The sequence below is a fragment of the Pseudomonas sp. QLc11A genome, from assembly GCF_052112305.1.
Classification (GTDB): Bacteria; Pseudomonadota; Gammaproteobacteria; order Pseudomonadales; family Pseudomonadaceae; genus Aquipseudomonas; species Aquipseudomonas laurylsulfatiphila.
The window spans coordinates 34,319-54,039 of the sequence record NZ_JAVAJJ010000003.1 but is presented as its reverse complement, the minus strand read 5'-3'; the positions used below and the strand labels follow the sequence as shown (position 1 = coordinate 54,039).

Here is a 19,721-nt window from a genome sequence, read left to right as displayed (position 1 = left end):
CGATGCGCGTACAGGCTTGAAGGGGTGCGCCAGGTCACTAGACCATCCAGCGATTATCTGGCGATTAATGGGTCAGGCCACTTGCGCAAGCCTGGCGTTCGCCTGGTTCAGGCCTTTCTCCTGGAAGTCACCGCCCAGGTTCATGCCTTCGGCGTGGATGAACGTCACGTCGTGGATACCGATGAAGCCCATGACCTGACGCAGGTACGGTTCCTGGTGATCGGCGGTGCTGCCGGCATAGATGCCACCACGAGCCGTCAACACATAGGCGCGCTTGCCGCTGAGCAGGCCCTGTGGACCGGTTTCGGTGTACTTGAAGGTCACGCCGGCACGCAGCACGTGGTCAAGCCAGGCTTTCAGCGTGCTGGGGATCGCAAAGTTGTACATGGGCGCGGCCATGACCAGTACATCGGCGGCGAGCAATTCGTCGGTCAGCTGGTTGGAGCGTTCCAGGGACGCCTGTTCGATGTCGCTGCGCTGCTCGGCGGGTTTCATCCAGCCACCCAGCAGGTTGATATCCAGGTGTGGCACCGGATTGACGGCCAGGTCCCGGACAGTGATCTGGTCATTCGGGTGAGCGGCTTTCCACTGGCTGATGAACGTCTGGGTCAGTTGACGGGAAACCGAGTCTTGCTGACGGGCACTGCTTTCGATGATCAGAACGCGGGACATGGGATGTAGCCTCCATCTGAGAATGCTGTAGGTCGATGGAGTGAAGGTTAAACAGAGTCATATCGATGAAAAAGCGCAAATAACTGCTATAACCCATCAATAAATTCGTTTATAAGCTCAACATACCCTGTGGGAGCGAGCCTGCTCGCGAATAGGCCGTGTCAGTCGACATCAACGTTGAATGACACACCGCTTTCGCGAGCAAGCCCGCTCCCACAGGAGATTGCTGTCATTTCGGGGTACAGCTCAGCTCGATGCGCAGCTTGATGATGTTGCGGCTGAATTTGGCGGTGGCATTTTTGTGCTTGCCGGCCGGTACGTCGATCTTGCGGGTACGCGGCGCTTCCGGGCCATTGATGAAGACGGCCTTGCAGCTTGCATCGACGTCGCCGTAGTTGGCCACCTGGATGGAGCCGATGTCGTTATCCGTGTCGTAGGTCTGGTAATCGATCTTCATGCCGTTGAGGTCTTTCTTCACATCGATCGGGTAAGCCATCGCCGTCAACGGCAGCAGCGCCAGCAGCACACAACAGATTTTTTTCATTCAGCAGCCTCCAGTAAGGGCTGCCAGCTTAGGACAAGAGGAGCTCAACATGAAAGCGCCCCGCGTGACCCTTGATCAATGGCGAACGCTGCAAGCCGTGGTCGATCACGGTGGTTTCGCCCAGGCCGCCGAGGCGCTGCATCGCTCGCAATCATCGGTCAGCTACACCGTGGCACGCATGCAGGATCAGCTCGGCGTGCCGTTGCTGCGCATCGACGGACGCAAGGCCGTGCTGACCGAAGCCGGTGGCGTGCTGTTGCGCCGCTCCCGGCAACTGGTGAAACAGGCCAGCCAACTCGAAGACCTGGCCCATCACATGGAACAGGGCTGGGAAGCCGAAGTGCGCCTGGTGGTCGATGCCGCTTACCCAAGCGCCCGCCTCGTCCGCGCCTTGACCGCGTTCATGCCGCAAAGCCGTGGCTGCCGGGTGCGCCTGCGTGAAGAAGTGCTGTCGGGCGTGGAGGAAGTCCTGCTCGAAGGCGTGGCCGACCTGGCCATCACGGGCTTCAGTATTCCCGGTTACCTGGGCGCGGAATTGAGCGACGTCGAGTTCGTTGCGGTCGCCCACCCCGAGCACCCCCTGCACCGCCTCAACCGCGAACTGAGCTTCCAGGACCTGGAAAGCCAGATGCAAGTGGTGATCCGCGACTCGGGCCGTCAGCAACCTCGGGACGTCGGCTGGCTCGGGGCCGAACAGCGCTGGACCGTAGGCAGCCTGGCCACCGCCGCGACCTTCGTCGGCAGCGGCCTGGGTTTTGCCTGGTTGCCCCGGCACATGATCGAACGGGAACTGAAGGAAGGTACGCTCAAGCTGCTACCGTTGGATCAGGGCGGCAGCCGCAACCCGAGTTTTTACCTGTATTCGAACAAGGACAAACCACTGGGACCTGCCACGCAGATTCTCATCGAACTGCTGCGCACCTTCGACACCGCACCACTGGACGCCCCGTTCGCCGCCCCCGAACAAGCCTGACACGGAGTGTATGCATGGCCTATTTCGAACACGAAGGTTGCAACCTGCACTATGAGGAGTATGGCCACGGCACGCCGCTGCTGCTGGTCCACGGCCTCGGTTCCAGCACCCTGGACTGGGAAAAGCAAATCCCGGCACTGGCCACCCGCTACCGGGTGATCGTCCCGGATGTACGCGGTCACGGACGTTCGGACAAACCCCGGGAGCGCTACAGCATTGCCGGTTTCAGCGCCGACCTGATCGCACTGATCGAGCACCTCAATCTCGGCCCGACACACTATGTCGGTTTGTCCATGGGCGGCATGATCGGCTTCCAGCTGGGTGTGGACCAGCCGAAACTGCTCAAGAGCCTGTGCATCGTCAACAGTGCGCCAGAGGTCAAACTGCGCAGCCGCGACGATTACTGGCAGTGGTTCAAGCGCTGGAGCCTGATGCACGCACTCAGCCTGCGCACCATCGGCAAGGCATTGGGCAGCAAGTTGTTCCCAAAGCCCGAACAGGCCGACTTGCGACAAAAAATGGCCGAGCGCTGGGCAAAAAACGACAAACATGCTTATCTCGCCAGCTTCAATGCCATTGTTGGCTGGGGGGTCCAGGAACGACTTTCCAAGGTCACCTGTCCAACCCTCATCGTCAGTGCCGACCGCGACTACACACCGGTGGCGCTGAAGGAAAACTACGTAAAACTGCTACCCGATGCGCGGCTGGTGGTAATCGCCGATTCACGCCACGCCACGCCACTGGACCAGCCGGAACACTTCAACCAAACGCTGCTGGATTTTCTGACCGCAGTCGACACCACCACTCAGGATCACTGACCCATGCTGAAAAAAATCGCCCTCGCCGCTGGCACCGTCCTGTTTGCCGCCAACCTGATGGCCGCAACGCCCGCCAAGGCGCCGCACGTTTTGCTGGAAACCACCAACGGCCAGATCGAAATCGAACTGGACCCGGTCAAGGCGCCGATCAGTACCAAGAACTTCCTTGAATACGTCGACAGCGGCTTCTACAACAACACGATTTTCCACCGTGTGATCCCAGGTTTCATGGTTCAGGGCGGTGGTTTCACCCAGGCCATGCAGCAAAAAGACACCAAGGCGCCGATCAAGAACGAGCACAACAACGGTTTGGTCAACGTTCGTGGCACCTTGTCCATGGCCCGTACCTCGGTACCTGACTCGGCCACCAGCCAGTTCTTCATCAACGTCAAGGACAACGACTTCCTTGACCAGGGTGACGGCTACGCGGTGTTCGGCAAAGTGGTCAAAGGCATGGACGTGGTCGACATCATCGTCAATTCGCCAACCACCGTTCGTAGCGGCATGAAGGACGTGCCGGCCGACCCGGTGTTCATCAAGTCGGCCAAGCGCATCGACTGAGACTAAGCTGGACAAGGATGTCCGAGCCGTTGCCGGTGTTTGCCGGCAACGCTCAAAACGTTAAAAGGAGAGCCCGCTCGCGGGCGAACAACCCATGCTTTATCGCCGCTTTGAAAAACTGATCGATGTTTTCCGTGAAGCACCGACGGCGTCCCCGCCAGATCGTGTATTCCCTTTTTATACCTACTACCTCAAGCAGGTCTGGCCGAGCTTCGCCGCCCTGTTGATCGTCGGCCTGATTGGTGCATTGATCGAGGTGGCGCTGTTCAGCTACCTGAGTCGCATCATCGACCAGGCCCAAGGCACACCGAACGCCAATCTGTTTCGCGAACACGCCCTCGAACTGACCTGGATGGTGGTGGTGGCGCTGGTGTTGCGCCCCATATTCGTGGGCCTGCATGACCTGTTGGTGCACCAGACCCTGAGCCCCAGCATGACCAGCATGATTCGCTGGCAGAACCACAGCTACGTGCTCAAGCAGAGCCTGAATTTCTTCCAGAACGACTTCGCCGGGCGCATCGCCCAGCGCATCATGCAAACCGGCAACTCACTGCGTGACTCCGCCGTGCAAGCGGTGGATGCGTTGTGGCATGTGCTGATCTACGCCATCAGTTCGCTGGTGCTGTTCGCCGAAGCCGACTGGCGCCTGATAATTCCGCTGCTGACGTGGATCTTCGCCTTCATCGGCGCCCTCTGGTACTTCGTGCCACGGGTCAAGGATCGCTCGGTGGTAGCGTCCGATGCGCGCTCCAAACTCATGGGGCGGATTGTCGACGGCTACACCAACATCACCACCCTGAAGCTGTTCGCCCACACCCACTTCGAGCAGCAATACGCCCGCGAAGCGATCAAGGAACAGACCGAAAAAGCCCAACTGGCCGGCCGCGTGGTCACCAGCATGGACGTGGTCATCACCAGCATGAACGGCCTGCTGATCGTCTGCACCACCGGCCTGGCCCTGTGGCTGTGGACGCAGTCGCTGATCAGCGTGGGGGCCATCGCCCTGGCCACTGGCCTGGTGATCCGCATCGTCAACATGTCCGGCTGGATCATGTGGGTGGTGACCGGCATCTTCGAAAACATCGGCATGGTGCAGGATGGCCTGCAGACCATCTCGCAACCGGTCAGCGTCACCGACCGCGACCAGGCCAAACCCCTGGCGGTGGCCCGTGGCGAAGTGCGTTTCGAGCAGGTGGACTTCCACTACGGCAAGAAGAGCGGGATCATCGGCGGCCTCAACCTGACCATCAAGGCTGGCGAGAAAATCGGCCTGATCGGCCCGTCCGGCGCGGGCAAATCGACCTTGGTCAACCTGTTGCTGCGCCTGTACGACGTCGAAGGCGGACGCATCCTGATCGACGGCCAGAACATCGCCGACGTCAGCCAGGAAAGCCTGCGCGAACGCATCGGCATGATCACCCAGGACACCTCGCTGCTGCACCGCTCGATCCGTGACAACCTGCTGTACGGCAAACCCGACGCCACCGATGCCCAACTCTGGGAAGCGGTGCACAAGGCCCGGGCTGACGGTTTCATTCCTTTGCTGTCCGACGCCGAAGGCCGTACCGGTTTCGATGCCCATGTCGGTGAGCGCGGGGTGAAACTTTCCGGCGGCCAGCGCCAGCGCATCGCCATTGCCCGTGTGCTGCTCAAGGACGCGCCGATCCTGATCATGGACGAGGCCACATCCGCGCTGGATTCGGAAGTCGAAGCGGCGATCCAGGAAAGTCTCGAAACCCTGATGCAGGGCAAGACCGTGATCGCCATCGCTCACCGGCTCTCGACCATCGCCCGGATGGACCGGCTGGTGGTGCTGGAAAACGGCAAGATCGCCGAAACCGGAACCCACGCCGAGTTGCTCGCCCATGGCGGCTTGTATGCGCGGTTGTGGCAACACCAGACCGGCGGGTTTGTCGGGATCGATTGAGTCCCGGAACAACACACCGCCCCTGTGGGAGCGAGCTTGCTCGCGATGACGGAGTGTCAGTCGACAGAAATGGCGTCTGATCCACCGCTATCGCGAGCAAGCTCGCTCCCACAGGGATAAGCGTTATACCGAAGATTGAAAAACCGCCAGGCCCTGTCAAACACGGGGCCTGGCGGTTTTTCATGCCTGCTGGAATTCTGAAAAAACCGTGCTGTACTCACTGCAACGTTCTGGAGGTGGTTCTGCAGTCCATCGGCTGGAGGCTCAAGGCAGCATAATCTCGAAAGGACACTCTCTTATGTCTCTGTTAAAACGTTCGGCGACTGAGTTGGTAGGTACGTTCTGGCTGGTATTGGGTGGTTGCGGCAGTGCGGTGTTGGCGGCGGCTTTTCCAGAGGTGGGGATCGGCTTGCTCGGGGTGTCCTTCGCGTTTGGCCTGACCGTGCTGACAATGGCTTTCGCCATCGGTCATATTTCCGGCTGTCATCTCAATCCTGCGGTATCCCTCGGCCTGGTGGTCGGTGGACGGTTTCCGGCCAGGGAATTGCCGGCCTACATCATTGCCCAGGTCATTGGCGGCGTGATTGCAGCCGCCCTGCTGTACTTCATTGCCAGCGGCAAACCCGGTTTCGAACTGGCAGGAGGCCTGGCGTCCAACGGCTACGGCGAACACTCGCCCGGCGGCTATTCAATGGCGGCAGGGTTTGTCTGTGAACTGGTGATGACCGCGATGTTCATCCTGATCATCCTCGGCGCCACCGATAAACGTGCACCGGCAGGACTGGCGCCGATTGCCATCGGCCTGGGGCTGACGCTGATCCACCTGATCTCGATCCCGGTCACCAACACCTCGGTCAACCCGGCGCGCAGCACCGGCCCGGCGCTGATCGTCGGCGGCTGGGCGATTCAACAACTGTGGATGTTCTGGGTCGCACCGCTACTCGGTGCAGTCGCCGGCGGTGTGCTGTATCGCTGGCTGGGCAAGGAAGACAACTGACACGCCATACGGTGAAGATCAGCCTTGTCGATAAGGCAAGGCTGACTTCGCATCCTCAGCATAAGCCAGCACTCCCAACCGCTCCTGCTCCAAAAAGTCTTTCACCGCCGCCTTCAACCCCGGATGCCGCAGGTAGTGCCAGGAATGGGTGATGACAGGCTCGAATCCACGAATCAGTTTGTGCTCGCCTTGCGCACCGGCATCGAAACGCTGGAAACCGTTGGCGATGGCGTAGTCCATCCCCTGGTAGAAGCAGGTCTCGAAATGCAGGCGATCGAACTCCGCCAGGCATCCCCAGTAACGGCCATAAAAGCTGTCGCCCCCCACCAGACTGAACGCCATCGCCACCGGCCGTGAACCCTGCCTGGCCAGCACCACGCGAATCGACTCTGGCATGCGTTCGGCCAACAGGCTGAAAAACTCCCGCGTCAGATACGGCCTTTGCCGGCGCACCGCGTAGGTATTGGCGTAGCAGGCATAGACGAAATCCCATTGCGCCTGACTCAACTCCCGCCCTTGCAGCCATTCAAACTCGAAGCCCTGCCCGGCCACCTGCTCGCGCTCCTTGCGCATCTGTTTGCGCTTGCGCGAACTGAGCACGTCGAGGAAGTCCTGGAAATCCCGATAACCGCGATTCTGCCAGTGATACTGACAGCCAACGCGCTGCAGCCAGCCGGGCTGCTCGCTCAATGCCGCATCGGTGAATGGATCGGTGAAGTTGATGTGGGCGCTGGAAAGCCCTTCGAGTTCAAGATAGCCCGGCAGGCTGTTCAACAGTTCGAAACCGTCTTCGACCGTGGCCGCCAGCAGTCGCGGCCCGGCGACAGGACTGAACGGCACCGCGGTCAACAGCTTGGGGTAGTAATCGATGCCGGCGCGTTCGCAGGCATCGGCCCAGGCGTGATCGAACACGTACTCGCCGTAGGAATGCCACTTGCGATAACCGGGCAGCGCGGCGATCAGGCGATCACCTTCAACGTGTAGCAGATGCTCGGGCTGCCAGCCGGAATGGGGGCCGACACTGCCGCTGTCTTCCAGTGCACTCAAAAAAGCGTGACGCAGAAAAGGCTGACTCTCCGGCACCATGGCATCCCAGGTCTGCGGGGCGATTTCTGACAGTTTTTGCAGGCGTTGCAACGGCATCACCGTCCTCACTCTTCATGGCGTGAAAGCCCCGCGAGTATCGCCTATCGCTCCACATTGCACACGGGCAAAGCGACGACAGTGCTCTAACTCAATCGTTCACGGCGGCTTTGTATCGTCATGGACATGACATCACATTGCCACTGCTCTGTAATAAACCATCGCGATACTGGCGCCTGTTTTTAGAGCGCCGGGTTATACCCGGCCACAGTTTTCCGCCCCTTACGGTCGGTTGTGCCCCGGATGGCTCTGTCATCCCCTCTCATCTTCGGAGATTGATATGCGTCTTGCTTCCACGAAAACTGCGGCGGCCTTGTGCGGTGGCCTGTTGCTGGCCATGAGTGTTCCGGCCAGTGCCGCAGTCGACGCCAAACTGCTCGACATGCTCAAGGCTAACGGCTCGATCACCAACGCGCAGTACAGCGAATTGCAAGCCGAGCTGGCCAGGGATCAGAAAGAACAGCAGATTGCCCGTCAGGCTCAGCAAGAGACCAACGAGCAAATCGCGGCCACCGCGAAGAAAACCGACACGCTGAGCGCCTTCGACCAGAAGCTTGCCTGGGCGGCGAAGACCCAGTTCAAGGGCGACGTGCGCTTTCGTCAGGAAAACGTCCACAACGATGGCGTGCCAAACAACAAGGACCAGGATCGTCAGCGCATTCGTGCCCGCCTGGGTGCCTACAGCGAAATCAACCCGCAGGTCGACACTGGCATCCGTATCGCCACCGGCAGCAACGACGACGCTCGCTCGACCAACCAGGACCTGAACAACTACTTCGACAAGAAGCAGATCTGGCTGGACCAGGGTTACATCGACTACCACCCGGACGCGATCAAGAACCTGCACCTGGTTGGCGGCAAGATGCCGCAACAATGGGTGAGCATGGGCGACATCATCTGGGATAGCGACATCAACCCGGAAGGCCTGGCCGTCACCTACAAATACCCGTTGAGCGGCAGCACCGAACTGTTCGGTAGCGCCGGTCACTACACCCTCAAGGACAACGTCGACGGCGAAGGCGTGCAATTCAAGCACGACCTGCGTCTGTACGCCGGCCAGTTGGGTGCGCGCTTCGCCATCACCGACAGCATGAAAATGACCTTGGGCGGCAGTCTCTATGCCTACGACAACGATGACAGCAGCGCCTGCCCGACCTCGGGTACCGTTACTGCGCCATGCGCACTGGCCGTCAACGGCAACAGCCCGGGCGAACAGTTCAAACTGTATGAAGGCTTTGGTCAGCTGGACTTCAGCAACCTGCCGGTTCCGCTGTCGATCTACGGTCAGTACGTCAACAACACCGATGCCAGCAACGACCAGGACACTGGCTGGCTGGCCGGTGTGAAGTCCAAGCTCTACGGCTTCAACGTGGACTACAACTACCGCGACGTGCAGCGTAATGCTGTGGTGGGTGCCTTCACCGACTCCGACTTCGCCAACGGCTTCACCGGTTCGCGCGGCAGCAAGCTGAAAGTGAGCTACGACCTGGACAAGAACTTTGCCCTGGGCGCGACCTACTACATGGCGACATCGGACCAGACCAACGCCAACATCAACAAGAAGGATTCGGACATCAACACCCTGCAACTGGATGCCGAAGCCAAGTTCTGATTCACCCCGCTACACGACTCGGGCAAGGAAGCCCGGGCCCCTTTTTACAGCCTGGCGTTGATGTATCGGTCCCCATCATCCTCCGATGCATCAACGCCAGGCTGTTTTCTCTCCCCCCCTTCGAATCAGCTTGATGTGGCGAGCGAGCTTGCTCGCGCTGGACTGCGAAGCGGTCCCGGAACCAGCCACCGCGATTTGACAGACATACCACCTCTGCCTGTTTTACGGCGACTTCGTCGCCGAACGGGGGCAAGCCCCCTCGCCACAAAAGCCCTCAAGACAAAAACTCCCCGCAAAAAAATCGCAGCCTTCGGCAGCTCCTACAGGACCGGATTCATCGCGATATCACGTTGAAACCCAGTCCTGTAGGAGCTGCCGCAGGCTGCGATCTTTTTAAGCCACAGAATCAGCGCTTGCGCAGCAACACGCTACCAATCGAGTAACCGGCGCCGAACGAGCTGAGCACGGCCAGCGAACCGGCAGGCAGATCGTCCTGGTTCTTGTGGAACGAAATCACGGAACCGGCGGAGCTGGTGTTGGCGTAGGTGTCGAGAATCACCGGGGCTTCCTGTTCGGTCGCATCGCGGCCCAGCAGTTTCTTGACGATCAGGTGGTTCATGCTGAGGTTGGCCTGGTGCAGCCAGAAGCGCTTCACGTCGCTGATGTTGAGCTGGTTCTCTTGCAGATGCTCAGCGATCAGCTCGGCCACCATCGGGCAGACTTCCTTGAACACCTTGCGGCCTTCCTGCACGAACAGTTTGTCCTTGGCGCCGATGCCCTCTTCCGCCGCGCGGTTGAGGAAGCCGAAGTTGTTGCGGATGTTGTTGGAGAACTTGGTCAGCAGCTTGGTGCTGACGATGTCGAACTGATACTTGGACGTCGCCAGGTCGGCACGCTCGATGATCACCGCGGTGGCGGCATCGCCGAAGATGAAGTGGCTGTCGCGGTCACGGAAGTTCAGGTGGCCGGTGCAGACTTCCGGGTTGACCATCAGGACCGCGCGGGCCTGGCCCAGTTGCACGCTGTTGGCGGCGGTCTGGATACCGAAGGTCGCCGAGGAGCACGCCACGTTCATGTCGAAACCGAAACCCTGGATGCCCAGCGCTTCCTGGACTTCGATGGCAATGGCCGGGTAGGCACGTTGCAGGTTGGAGCAGGCGACGATCACGCCGTCGATGTCCGCTGCGGTCTTGCCGGCACGCTGCAGGGCTTGTTCGGCCGCGCCAATGGCCATCTGGCACAGCACCGACCACTCGTCGTTGGAACGCTCCGGCAGGCGCGGGGCCATGCGCTGCGGGTCGAGAATGCCGTCCTTGTCCATGACAAAGCGGCTTTTGATGCCGGAGGCTTTTTCGATGAATGCGGCACTGGACTCGGTCAATGCCTGCACTTCACCGCATGCGATGGCGTCGGCGTTGTCGGCGTTGAATTGCGCGACGTAAGTATTGAAAGACTGGACCAGCTCTTCATTGGAAATGCTGTTGGCCGGGGTGTACAGGCCGGTGCCACTGATGACGACGTTATGCATGGTCGTGTCTCTAATCTGTTCAGGCAGAAAGTATTGGCACCGTCGTACCAATACACAAAGGGTCTATTCCCGTCCGGGGACGCAAACCTGGCATCGCTTTATTCCGTGACGTGACCTGGCCGAAGGCTCTAGGTCGCGAAACCGGCGTTTATGGTCGCGAAGTTTGCCATAAACCTTGGGTTTTGGCGCCTTTTTGCTGGATGAACCCTTTGCTACAGGCACCACAGCAACCTGTGGGAGCGGGCTTGCCCGCGAATGCGATGGGTCAATGTTGAAACTGACGGCCCCTTCGCGGGCAAGCCCGCTCCCACAGGGTATTGCAGTGGTATCAGGTCTAGGGTTCGACCTGGCTCCACTGCTTGTTCAGGCGCTTGTCGGAGATCGGCACCTTGGTTCCCAGTTGTTGCGCAAACAGCGAAACCCGGTATTCCTCCAGCCACCAGCGATACAACTCCAGCTGCGGATCGCGCTTGCCTTCCTGGGCATGTTTGCTGGCGCGAGTCTGGTATTGCGTCCACAGGCCGCTCAATTCGCCGCTCCAGACCCGGTCGCGCTGCACCTGGGCAGCGATTTTTTCGAAACGCTGCTCAATGGCCTTGAGGTAACGCGGCAATTCCTTGAGCCACTGCATCGGTGTTTCCCGGACAAACCCCGGATAGACCAGGTGGCTGAGCTGCTGCTTGATGTCGTTCAGGGCCACGGCCTGCGCCAGGTCGATCTTGCCCTTGAAGCGTTTTTGCAGACCATGCCAGAGCTTGAGGATTTCCAGGGTCAGCTTCGCCACACGCTCGGCGTGCTCGGTCCAGGCGCCACGCTTGCGTTCGGCCAGGGACGCCAATCCGGCGCCATCGCGTGGCAGCGGGTCTTCACCTTCGAGAATGCAACTGTCGAGGCTGGCCAGCAAAATGTCTTCCACCAGCGCATCGACACGCCCCATGTCGCGGTACAGCAGGCCCAGCTCGGTCAGGCCCGGCAACTTGCCGCGCAGGAACTTTGCCGACTCGGCCAGTTGCTGCATCAGCAAGCGTTGCAGGGCACGGCGATGCTGGAACTCGGCCTCGGCCGGGGTCGAGAAACGCCCTTCCTTGACCGTGCCCGCCTCTTCCACCAGTGCCGGATAGACCGTCATCGACAGCCCGGCGATCTTCTGCTGGGTTTTCTCGGCCACCGCGGCGAAGACTTTCGGCTCCACCGGCTGCTGGCTCTTCGCGGTTTGCGGCACCGCCAATGCGGCCTGGCTGGCCTCGGCGAAACGCGCCGTCAACTCGGCCAGATCACGCCCTTCACCGAGGAACTTGCCCTGGCCGTCGACGATTTCCAGGTTCATCCGCAGATGGCTTTCGACTTGCTGTGCCGCCTCGGCCCAGGCTTCATCACTGACCCGCGCTCCGGTCATGCGCAGCAACTCACGACCCAGGGCCTGGGGCAGCGAGCCCTCGGCAAAGGTCATGCGCTGCAAGGCGGCCTTGACGAAGTCCGGCACCGGCACGAAGTTCTTGCGCAGGGCCTTGGGCAGGTTGCGCACCAGGGCAATGCATTTGGCCTCGATGACACCCGGCACCAGCCAGTCCAGGCGCTCCGGCGGCAGCATCGGCAACAGCGGTGCCGGCACGCGCAGGGTCACGCCATCCCGTGGATGGTTCGGTTCGAAGTGGTAGCTGAGGGCCAACTCCAGATCGCCGATGTGCAGCGTATCCGGGTAATGCTGTGCGGTGACCTCACTGGCTTCACGGGCCAGCACGTCTTCTTCGCGCATGATCAACAGCTGCGGATCTTTCTGACTGTTGATCCGGTACCAGCTGTCGAAGGTCGCGGTCTGATGAATCTCCGCCGGCAGGCGCGCGTCGTAGAACGCGTACAGAGTTTCTTCATCCGCCAGGATGTCGCGACGGCGGGCCTTGGCCTCCAGCTCGTCGAGTTGTTCCAGCAACTGCTTGTTGGCGGTCAAACACTTGGCTTTGGACTGAATCTCGCCGCGCACCAGCGCTTCGCGGATAAACAATTCGCGCGAAACCACCGGGTCCACCGGGCCGTAATGCACCGGCCGCCGGCCGACCACGATCAACCCGAACAGGGTGATCTGCTCAAACGCAACCACTTGGCCGCGCTTCTTCTCCCAATGGGGTTCGAAGTGGTTTTTCTTGATCAGGTGCCCGGCGAGCGGTTCGATCCAGTCGGCGTCGATCTTCGCCACCATGCGCGCGTAGAGCTTGGTGGTTTCCACCAGTTCGGCGGTCATCAGCCACTGCGGACGCTTCTTGCCGATGCCCGACGACGGGTGAATCCAGAACCGCCGCTGACGCGCGCCGAGGTAATCGCCCTCTTCGGTTTTCTGGCCGATCTGGCTGAGCAAACCCACCAGCACCGCTTTGTGCAGTTTCGGGTAATCCGCCGGCTCTTTATTGAGGTTCAACTGCATGTCGCGGCAGATCAGGCTCAACTGGCGATGGGAGTCGCGCCATTCGCGCAGGCGCAGGTAATTCAGGAAATTCTTGCGGCACCAGTTGCGTAGCGGGTTGGCGGTCAGCGCCTGGCGTTGCTCTTCGAATCCGCGCCACAGATTGACCAGACCGGCGAAGTCCGAGTCGGCGTCTTTCCACTGGGCGTGGGCCTGATCCGCCGCTTGCTGACGCTCCGGCGGGCGCTCGCGCGGGTCCTGGATCGACATGGCGCTGGCGACGATCAGCACTTCCTGCAAGCTGCCGAGCTTCGCCGCTTCCAGCAACATGCGCCCCATGCGCGGGTCCACCGGCAGCCGCGCCAATTGGCGACCAAGCGGGGTCAATTGGCTGTTGCGATCCACCGCCGAGAGTTCCTGCAGCAGGTTGTAACCGTCGCTGATGGCCTTGCCATCCGGCGGTTCGATGAACGGGAACGCGCTGACCTCGCCAAGACGCAGGTGCAACATCTGCAAAATGACCGCCGCGAGGTTGGTCCGCAGGATTTCCGGATCGGTAAATTCCGGGCGACCGAGGAAATCCTCTTCGCTGTACAGGCGCACGCAAATACCCGGCTCGACCCGTCCACAACGGCCCTTGCGCTGGTTGGCGCTGGCCTGGGAAACGGCTTCGATCGGCAGGCGCTGGACCTTGGCCCGGTAGCTGTAGCGGCTGATGCGCGCGGTGCCGCTGTCGATCACGTAGCGGATGCCCGGCACCGTCAGCGAGGTTTCCGCGACGTTGGTCGCCAGCACCACGCGACGCCCCGGGTGCGACTGGAAAATCCGCTGCTGCTCGGCCGGCGACAGGCGCGCGTACAGCGGCAGGATTTCGGTGTGCTTGAGCTGGGCCTTGCGCAGCATGTCGGCGGCGTCGCGAATCTCGCGTTCACCGGGCAGGAACACCAGCACGTCACCGGGACTGCGACGTTCACTGCGCTCATACGCGGCGATTTCGTCGAGGGTGGCGAGGATCGCCTGATCCACCGTCAGGTCGTCCTCGACGCGGTTACCCTCCTCGTCCTGCTCCAGGGTCAGCGGGCGATACCAGGTGTCCACCGGGAACGTACGGCCGGACACCTCGACAATCGGAGCATCGTCGAAATGCTTGGAGAAACGCTCAAGGTCGATGGTCGCCGAGGTGATGATGACCTTCAGGTCGGGACGGCGCGGCAGCAGGGTTTTCAGGTAGCCGAGCAGGAAGTCGATGTTGAGGCTGCGTTCGTGGGCTTCGTCGACGATGATCGTGTCGTAGCGTTCCAGATAGCGGTCGTTCTGGGTTTCCGCCAGCAGGATGCCGTCGGTCATCAGTTTGATCAGGGTATTGGAATCGCTCTGGTCCTCGAAGCGCACCTGATAGCCGACCAGTGCGCCCAACGGCGTGCCCAGCTCTTCGGCAACCCGGCTGGCCACGCTGCGCGCGGCGATCCGCCGTGGCTGGGTGTGGCCGATCAAGCCATGCTGGCCGCGTCCGATCTCCAGGCAGATCTTCGGCAACTGGGTGGTTTTACCCGAGCCGGTCTCGCCCGCGATGATCAGCACCTGATGCTTTTCCAGCGCCTTCTTGATTTCGTCGCGCTTGGCGGCAATCGGCAAACTGTCGTCGTAACGAATCACCGGCAGGCTGGCGCGGCGCGCCAGCACCTGGTCACAGGACGCCTGCATGCGCGCCACCCACTGGCCCAACTTGGCCTCGTCGGGTTTCTTGCGCAGCTCAAGCAACTGCCGCCGCAGCCGGTGGCGGTCGGCGAGCATGGCGTGATCGAGGTTTTTCAGCAGTTTGTCGATGGAGGGCGATTCGTCGGTCATCGGGTACGCAATTCAGTCGTCTAGTGGCGCAGGGTGCGGATTGTCGCAGATTTTACGACCGCTGCGCGGCCGATCGCGAGCGAGCTCGCTCCCACATGGGATCTATAGCGACCACAAAATCGGGGCACGCCACGGTCAAATGTGGGAGCGAGCTTGCTCGCGATCGATTGCGAAGCAATCGCAGAGAACTACTCGTTATCGAGGCCCTTGCGCCGATACGGAAACACATCAATCACCTTCCCCGCCCGAATCGCCTCCTGCAGGCTTTTCCAGTAATCGGCGTTGTACAACTCGCCATGCAACTGATCGAACAACTTGCGCTGCCCCGAGTCGGCAAACAGGAACGGCGGAAACTCTTCCGGGAACACATCCAGCGGCCCGATCGAGTACCAGGGTTCGGACGCCATCTCGTCTTCCGGCGTGCGCGGTTGTGGAATGTGGCGGAAGTTGGCCTCGGTGAGAAAGCAGATTTCGTCGTAGTCGTAGAACACCACCCGGCCGTGACGGGTGACACCAAAGTTCTTCAGCAGCATGTCACCGGGAAAGATGTTGGCCGCCGCCAGTTGCTTGATCGCCAGGCCGTAGTCTTCCAGGGCTTCGCGCACCTGCGCCTCGTTGGCGTTTTCCAGGTACAGGTTCAGCGGAGTCATGCGGCGTTCGGTCCAGCAGTGACGGATCAGCACCGTGTCGCCTTCGACCGACACCGTGGACGGCGCGACGTCAAGCAGTTCCTCCAGGCACGCTGGGTCGAACTTGCTCAGCGGGAAACGGAAGTCGGCGAATTCCTGGGTATCGGCCATGCGCCCGACGCGGTCGACGCTTTTCACCAGGCGGTACTTTTCGATCACCGTGGCGCGGTCGACGTTTTTCGATGGCGAGAAACGGTCCTTGATGATTTTGAACACGGTGTTGAAACCCGGCAGGGTGAACACGCTCATGACCATGCCGCGCACGCCGGGGGCCATGATGAACTGGTCGTCGGTGTTGGCCAGGTGATTGATCAGCGCCCGGTAGAACTCCGACTTGCCGTGCTTGTAGAAGCCGATCGAGGTGTACAGCTCGGCGATGTGCTTGCCCGGCAGGATGCGCCGCAGGAAGCCGATGAACTCCGCCGGCACCGGCACATCCACCATGAAATACGAGCGGGTGAAGGAGAAAATGATCGACACGTCCGCTTCGTCGGTGATCAGCGCATCGATCTGGATGCCGCGACCTTCCAGGTGCAGCAAGGGAATTGCCAGCGGCCATTGCTCGTCGGCGGTGTAGATGCGCCCCACCAGGTACGCACCTTTATTACGGTACAGCACTGAGGAAAACAGCTCGACGCTCAGCTCCGGGTCCTTGCACACCCAGTCCGGCAGGTTCTCGCGCAGTTGCGCTTCGAGGCGCTTCAAGTCACCGGACAGGTCGGCGTAATCCTCGCTGAAGCGGTAGTCGGCGAAGATGCTGGCAAGCATCGCCGACAATTGGCCTTGCGGCTTGTAGGTGCGGGTTTGCGCGGCCCTTGCCCGGCGCAGGCTCGGCCGGGTGGTATGGATGAACATGCAGCCGTCGCTGATCAGGTCATGGCTGAACAGCCCGCAGAAGATCGAGTTGTACCAGGTCTCGGACAATTCATCGTCGAAGCGCAGGTCGATCAGGCTGATGTAGGCGCTTTTCACCAGTGGCCAGCAGCTGACGTCCAGGGTTTCGGCGTCAAACGCGGTGCGCAGTCGCTCCACCGTTTCACTGACTTTATCTTCGTACAGATTGATCCGCGCTGCCGACGCCGATTGTGTCTCTTGCCACCGGGCCTGTTCGAAGCGGGCCCGGGCACCGTCGGTGATCTGCCGGAAATGCTCGCGGTAATCGTCAAAGCCATCGAGGATCAAGCGGGCGATGTCGGCGGCTGGCCATTGCTGCGGCATGGTGAGACCTCTGCGGGAATTCGGGAGGCTTGAGCTTAGCCAGTGAAGCGGGTGCAGGAGAAGCGTAATTTTCCAGGCGCCGCGTCATCGATGCCCTGAAGAGTTCAATGCCCGGTTTTCGGTTGCCATCGATCACGCGCTAAGCAACACTTTCGCCCCTTCATCATGGAAGGAACGCGCTGTGAACCCCGTCGATATTTTCCGTTTACTGTCCCTGGCGGCCATTTGGGGTGCGAGTTTTCTGTTCATGCGCATCATCGCCCCGGTGATCGGCTCCCTGCCCACCGCGTTTTTCCGCGTATCGATTGCCGCCGTCGGGTTGCTGGTGATTCTTGGCCTGATGCGCATCAGCTGGGATTTCAAGGGCAAACTCAAGACCGTGATGCTGCTCGGGGTGATCAATTCCGGCATCCCGGCGACCCTGTACTCCGTTGCCGCGCAGGTGCTGCCTGCCGGTTACTCGTCGATTTTCAATGCCACGACCCCCTTGATGGGCGTGCTGATCGGCGGCCTGTTTTTCCATGAAAGGCTCACTGGCGCCAAGCTCGGCGGCGTGTTCCTGGGGTTGTTCGGCGTGGGCGTGCTGACCCGTGCCGGTCCGGTGGCGTTCGACATGTCACTGCTGATGGGGGCCGTCGCCTGCCTGCTCGCCACCACGTGCTACGGATTTGCCGGATTCCTGGCCCGCCGCTGGCTCGATCAGGCCGGCGGTCTCGATAGTCGTTTGTCGGCACTGGGCAGCATGCTTGGCGCGACCTTGTTCCTGTTGCCGCTGTTCGGCTACAGCGTGATCAGCCAGCCACCGGCGAGCTGGGGCGGCTGGAGCGTGTGGCTGTCGTTGCTGGGATTGGGGCTGGGCTGCACGGCGTTTGCCTACATTATTTACTTCCGGCTGCTGAGCTCGATCGGTCCGGTGAAATCGATGACCACGACCTTCCTGATCCCGCTGTTTGGCGTGTTGTGGGGAGCGCTGTTTCTCGATGAGCCGCTGTCGATGGCGCATATCTATGGTGGGGTTTTGATTGCAGTGGCGTTGTGGCTGGTGTTGAAACCGGCTGCGGTGAAACCGGGCTTGGTGGCTGAGCGGTAGAATTGTTGCGTTGCCGATGACGCCTTCGCGGGCAAGCCCGCTCCCACAGGGTTTGCGCGGTCCTTGTGGGAGCGGGCTTGCTCGCGAAGGCGATAGACCAGACACCAACAATCACAAAGCCGAAACACTCACCTCCCCATCCACCAACCGCCGAATCCCCAGCGGATTGCCGTTCTGCAACGCCTCGGGCAGCAGCGCGTCCGGATAATTCTGGAAGCACACCGGCCGCAGGAAGCGATCGATCGCCAGGGTGCCGACCGAAGTGCCCCGCGAGTCGGATGTCGCCGGATACGGCCCGCCATGCACCATGGACTCGCAGACTTCGACCCCGGTCGGATAGCCGTTGAGCAGGATCCGTCCGACCTTCTCTTGCAACAGTTCCGCCAGCCAGCGGTACTCCAGCAGTTCGTCGGCCTCGCCAATCAAGGTCGCGGTCAATTGCCCGCGCAAGCCCTGCAATGCTGCCGCCAACTGCGCCCGATCCTCGACCTCGATGACGATGGTGGTGGGCCCGAACACTTCCTCCTGCAGCAATTGCTCGCCCTTGAGCAACAGGCTGGCATCGGCCTTGAACACCTGTGGCTGCGCCTGATTGCCCTGTTGCGGCCGGCCCGCCAGATGGCTCAGGCCCGGATGTTCGTGCAGCTCACCAAGGCCCCGGTTGTAGCTGGCCAGCGTCCCGGCATTGAGCATGGTTTGCGCCGGCTGCTGGTTCATGTGGGCGCAAAAAACCTCAAGAAAAGCACTGAACTGCGGCGAGCGCACACCAATGACCAAGCCCGGATTGGTGCAGAACTGGCCACAGCCCAGGGTCACCGAACCTGCCAACTGCGCCGCGATCTGCTCACCGCGCACTGCGAGGGCTTGCGGCAGCAGGAACACCGGATTGATGCTCGACATCTCGGCAAACACCGGGATCGGCTGCGGCCGGTTTGCAGCCATGTGGCTCAGGGCATTGCCGCCCTTGAGTGAACCGGTGAAGCCCACTGCCTGAATCGCCGGATGCTTGACCAGCGTTTCACCGACACCACCGCCGTAGATCATGTTGAACACACCGGCCGGCATCTCGGTTTTTTCCGCGGCACGGATGATCGCGTCAGCCACCCATTGTGCGGTTGCCATGTGCCCGCTGTGGGCCTTGAACACCACCGGGCAACCGGCGGCCAGTGCCGAGGCGGTATCGCCACCGGCGGTGGAAAAGGCCAGCGGGAAGTTGCTCGCGCCGAACACCGCCACCGGCCCCAGGGCGATGCGGTACTGACGCAGATCCGGACGTGGCAATGGCTGGCGATGCGGCAAGGCTCGGTCGATGCGCGCACCATAGAAGTCGCCGCGACGCAGCACCTTGGCAAACAGGCGCAACTGGCCGCTGGTGCGGCCACGCTCACCTTGAATACGCCCGGCCGGCAACGCTGTCTCGCGACACACGGTGGCGACAAACTCATCGCCCAACCCGTCGATTTCATCGGCGATGGCGTCGAGAAACCGCGCGCGTTTTTCCGCACTCAGGTTACGGTAGGTCGGGTATGCCGCAGCCGCCGCCTTGGCAGCGGCATCCACTTCGGCTTCGCTGGCCTGGAAAAAAGTTCCGGGCAAGGGCTCGCCGGTGGTGGCGTCGAGGCTTTGCAGCTGCAACGTGCCGTTGGCGCTGCGGCGGCCGCCGATGTAGTTGTGTCCAGGAAACAGGCTCATGTGGATTCCTT

The 19,721-nt window shown here is 61.1% G+C and carries 14 protein-coding genes; 7 read left to right on the top strand and 7 right to left on the bottom strand.

Features of this window, described 5'->3' with window-relative positions; all coding sequences use genetic code 11:
- Nucleotides 1–72: 72 nt before the first annotated feature.
- Both Q8X48_RS05650 and Q8X48_RS05645 read right to left on the bottom strand, forming a co-directional pair.
- Nucleotides 73–672, bottom strand: coding sequence for an FMN-dependent NADH-azoreductase (locus tag Q8X48_RS05650; RefSeq protein ID WP_015096339.1), 600 nt, complete (start codon nucleotides 670–672; stop codon nucleotides 73–75).
- Between the two features lie 229 nt (nucleotides 673–901).
- Nucleotides 902–1,216 carry a 3-phosphoglycerate kinase gene (locus tag Q8X48_RS05645; RefSeq protein WP_102673858.1) on the bottom strand — a complete coding sequence of 105 codons (315 nt, stop codon included), beginning with the start codon at nucleotides 1,214–1,216 and terminating at the stop codon, nucleotides 902–904.
- Between the two features lie 49 nt (nucleotides 1,217–1,265).
- Here Q8X48_RS05645 and Q8X48_RS05640 point away from each other — a divergent pair, with 49 nt between their 5' ends.
- The 5 genes from Q8X48_RS05640 to aqpZ all read left to right on the top strand — a co-directional run bounded on the left by Q8X48_RS05640 (nucleotide 1,266) and on the right by aqpZ (nucleotide 6,492).
- Complete coding sequence (locus tag Q8X48_RS05640; protein ID WP_057715975.1) at nucleotides 1,266–2,189, top strand: LysR family transcriptional regulator; 924 nt, start codon at nucleotides 1,266–1,268, stop codon at nucleotides 2,187–2,189.
- 14 nt (nucleotides 2,190–2,203) lie between these two features.
- Complete coding sequence (locus Q8X48_RS05635) at nucleotides 2,204–3,007, top strand: alpha/beta fold hydrolase (protein ID WP_095963784.1); 804 nt, start codon at nucleotides 2,204–2,206, stop codon at nucleotides 3,005–3,007.
- A gap of 3 nt (nucleotides 3,008–3,010) precedes the next feature.
- A complete protein-coding gene (locus tag Q8X48_RS05630) occupies nucleotides 3,011–3,568 on the top strand; it encodes a peptidylprolyl isomerase A (protein ID WP_007972474.1) in 558 nt (185 codons plus the stop codon).
- A gap of 94 nt (nucleotides 3,569–3,662) precedes the next feature.
- A complete protein-coding gene (locus Q8X48_RS05625) occupies nucleotides 3,663–5,495 on the top strand; it encodes an ABC transporter ATP-binding protein (RefSeq protein ID WP_407799398.1) in 1,833 nt (610 codons plus the stop codon).
- Nucleotides 5,496–5,793: 298 nt separating this feature from the next.
- Nucleotides 5,794–6,492 carry an aquaporin Z gene (gene aqpZ / locus Q8X48_RS05620; RefSeq protein ID WP_126046891.1) on the top strand — a complete coding sequence of 233 codons (699 nt, stop codon included), beginning with the start codon at nucleotides 5,794–5,796 and terminating at the stop codon, nucleotides 6,490–6,492.
- Between the two features lie 18 nt (nucleotides 6,493–6,510).
- Here the strand turns inward: aqpZ and Q8X48_RS05615 are convergent, their stop codons facing one another.
- Complete coding sequence (locus Q8X48_RS05615; RefSeq protein WP_407799397.1) at nucleotides 6,511–7,635, bottom strand: GNAT family N-acetyltransferase; 1,125 nt, start codon at nucleotides 7,633–7,635, stop codon at nucleotides 6,511–6,513.
- 280 nt (nucleotides 7,636–7,915) lie between these two features.
- On the opposite strand from Q8X48_RS05615, the gene Q8X48_RS05610 reads away from it, so the two are divergent.
- Nucleotides 7,916–9,247 carry a putative porin gene (locus tag Q8X48_RS05610; protein ID WP_102698949.1) on the top strand — a complete coding sequence of 444 codons (1,332 nt, stop codon included), beginning with the start codon at nucleotides 7,916–7,918 and terminating at the stop codon, nucleotides 9,245–9,247.
- Nucleotides 9,248–9,653: 406 nt separating this feature from the next.
- Here Q8X48_RS05610 and Q8X48_RS05605 read toward each other — a convergent pair whose 3' ends face one another.
- The 3 genes from Q8X48_RS05605 to aceK all read right to left on the bottom strand — a co-directional run bounded on the left by Q8X48_RS05605 (nucleotide 9,654) and on the right by aceK (nucleotide 16,928).
- A complete protein-coding gene (locus Q8X48_RS05605; RefSeq protein ID WP_407799396.1) occupies nucleotides 9,654–10,775 on the bottom strand; it encodes a beta-ketoacyl-ACP synthase III in 1,122 nt (373 codons plus the stop codon).
- A gap of 334 nt (nucleotides 10,776–11,109) precedes the next feature.
- On the bottom strand, nucleotides 11,110–15,021 hold the full coding sequence (gene hrpA / locus Q8X48_RS05600; protein WP_407799395.1) for an ATP-dependent RNA helicase HrpA: 3,912 nt from the start codon (nucleotides 15,019–15,021) through the stop codon (nucleotides 11,110–11,112).
- A gap of 188 nt (nucleotides 15,022–15,209) precedes the next feature.
- The gene (gene aceK / locus Q8X48_RS05595; RefSeq protein ID WP_116580286.1) at nucleotides 15,210–16,928 is read right to left on the bottom strand and encodes a bifunctional isocitrate dehydrogenase kinase/phosphatase; all 1,719 of its coding nucleotides are present in this window, start codon (nucleotides 16,926–16,928) and stop codon (nucleotides 15,210–15,212) included.
- Nucleotides 16,929–17,109: 181 nt separating this feature from the next.
- Between aceK and Q8X48_RS05590 the strand changes: the two genes are divergently transcribed.
- A complete protein-coding gene (locus tag Q8X48_RS05590) occupies nucleotides 17,110–18,018 on the top strand; it encodes a DMT family transporter (protein ID WP_407799394.1) in 909 nt (302 codons plus the stop codon).
- Between the two features lie 111 nt (nucleotides 18,019–18,129).
- Here Q8X48_RS05590 and Q8X48_RS05585 read toward each other — a convergent pair whose 3' ends face one another.
- A complete protein-coding gene (locus Q8X48_RS05585) occupies nucleotides 18,130–19,710 on the bottom strand; it encodes an aldehyde dehydrogenase (NADP(+)) (RefSeq protein ID WP_407799393.1) in 1,581 nt (526 codons plus the stop codon).
- Between the last annotated feature and the right edge of the window lie 11 nt (nucleotides 19,711–19,721).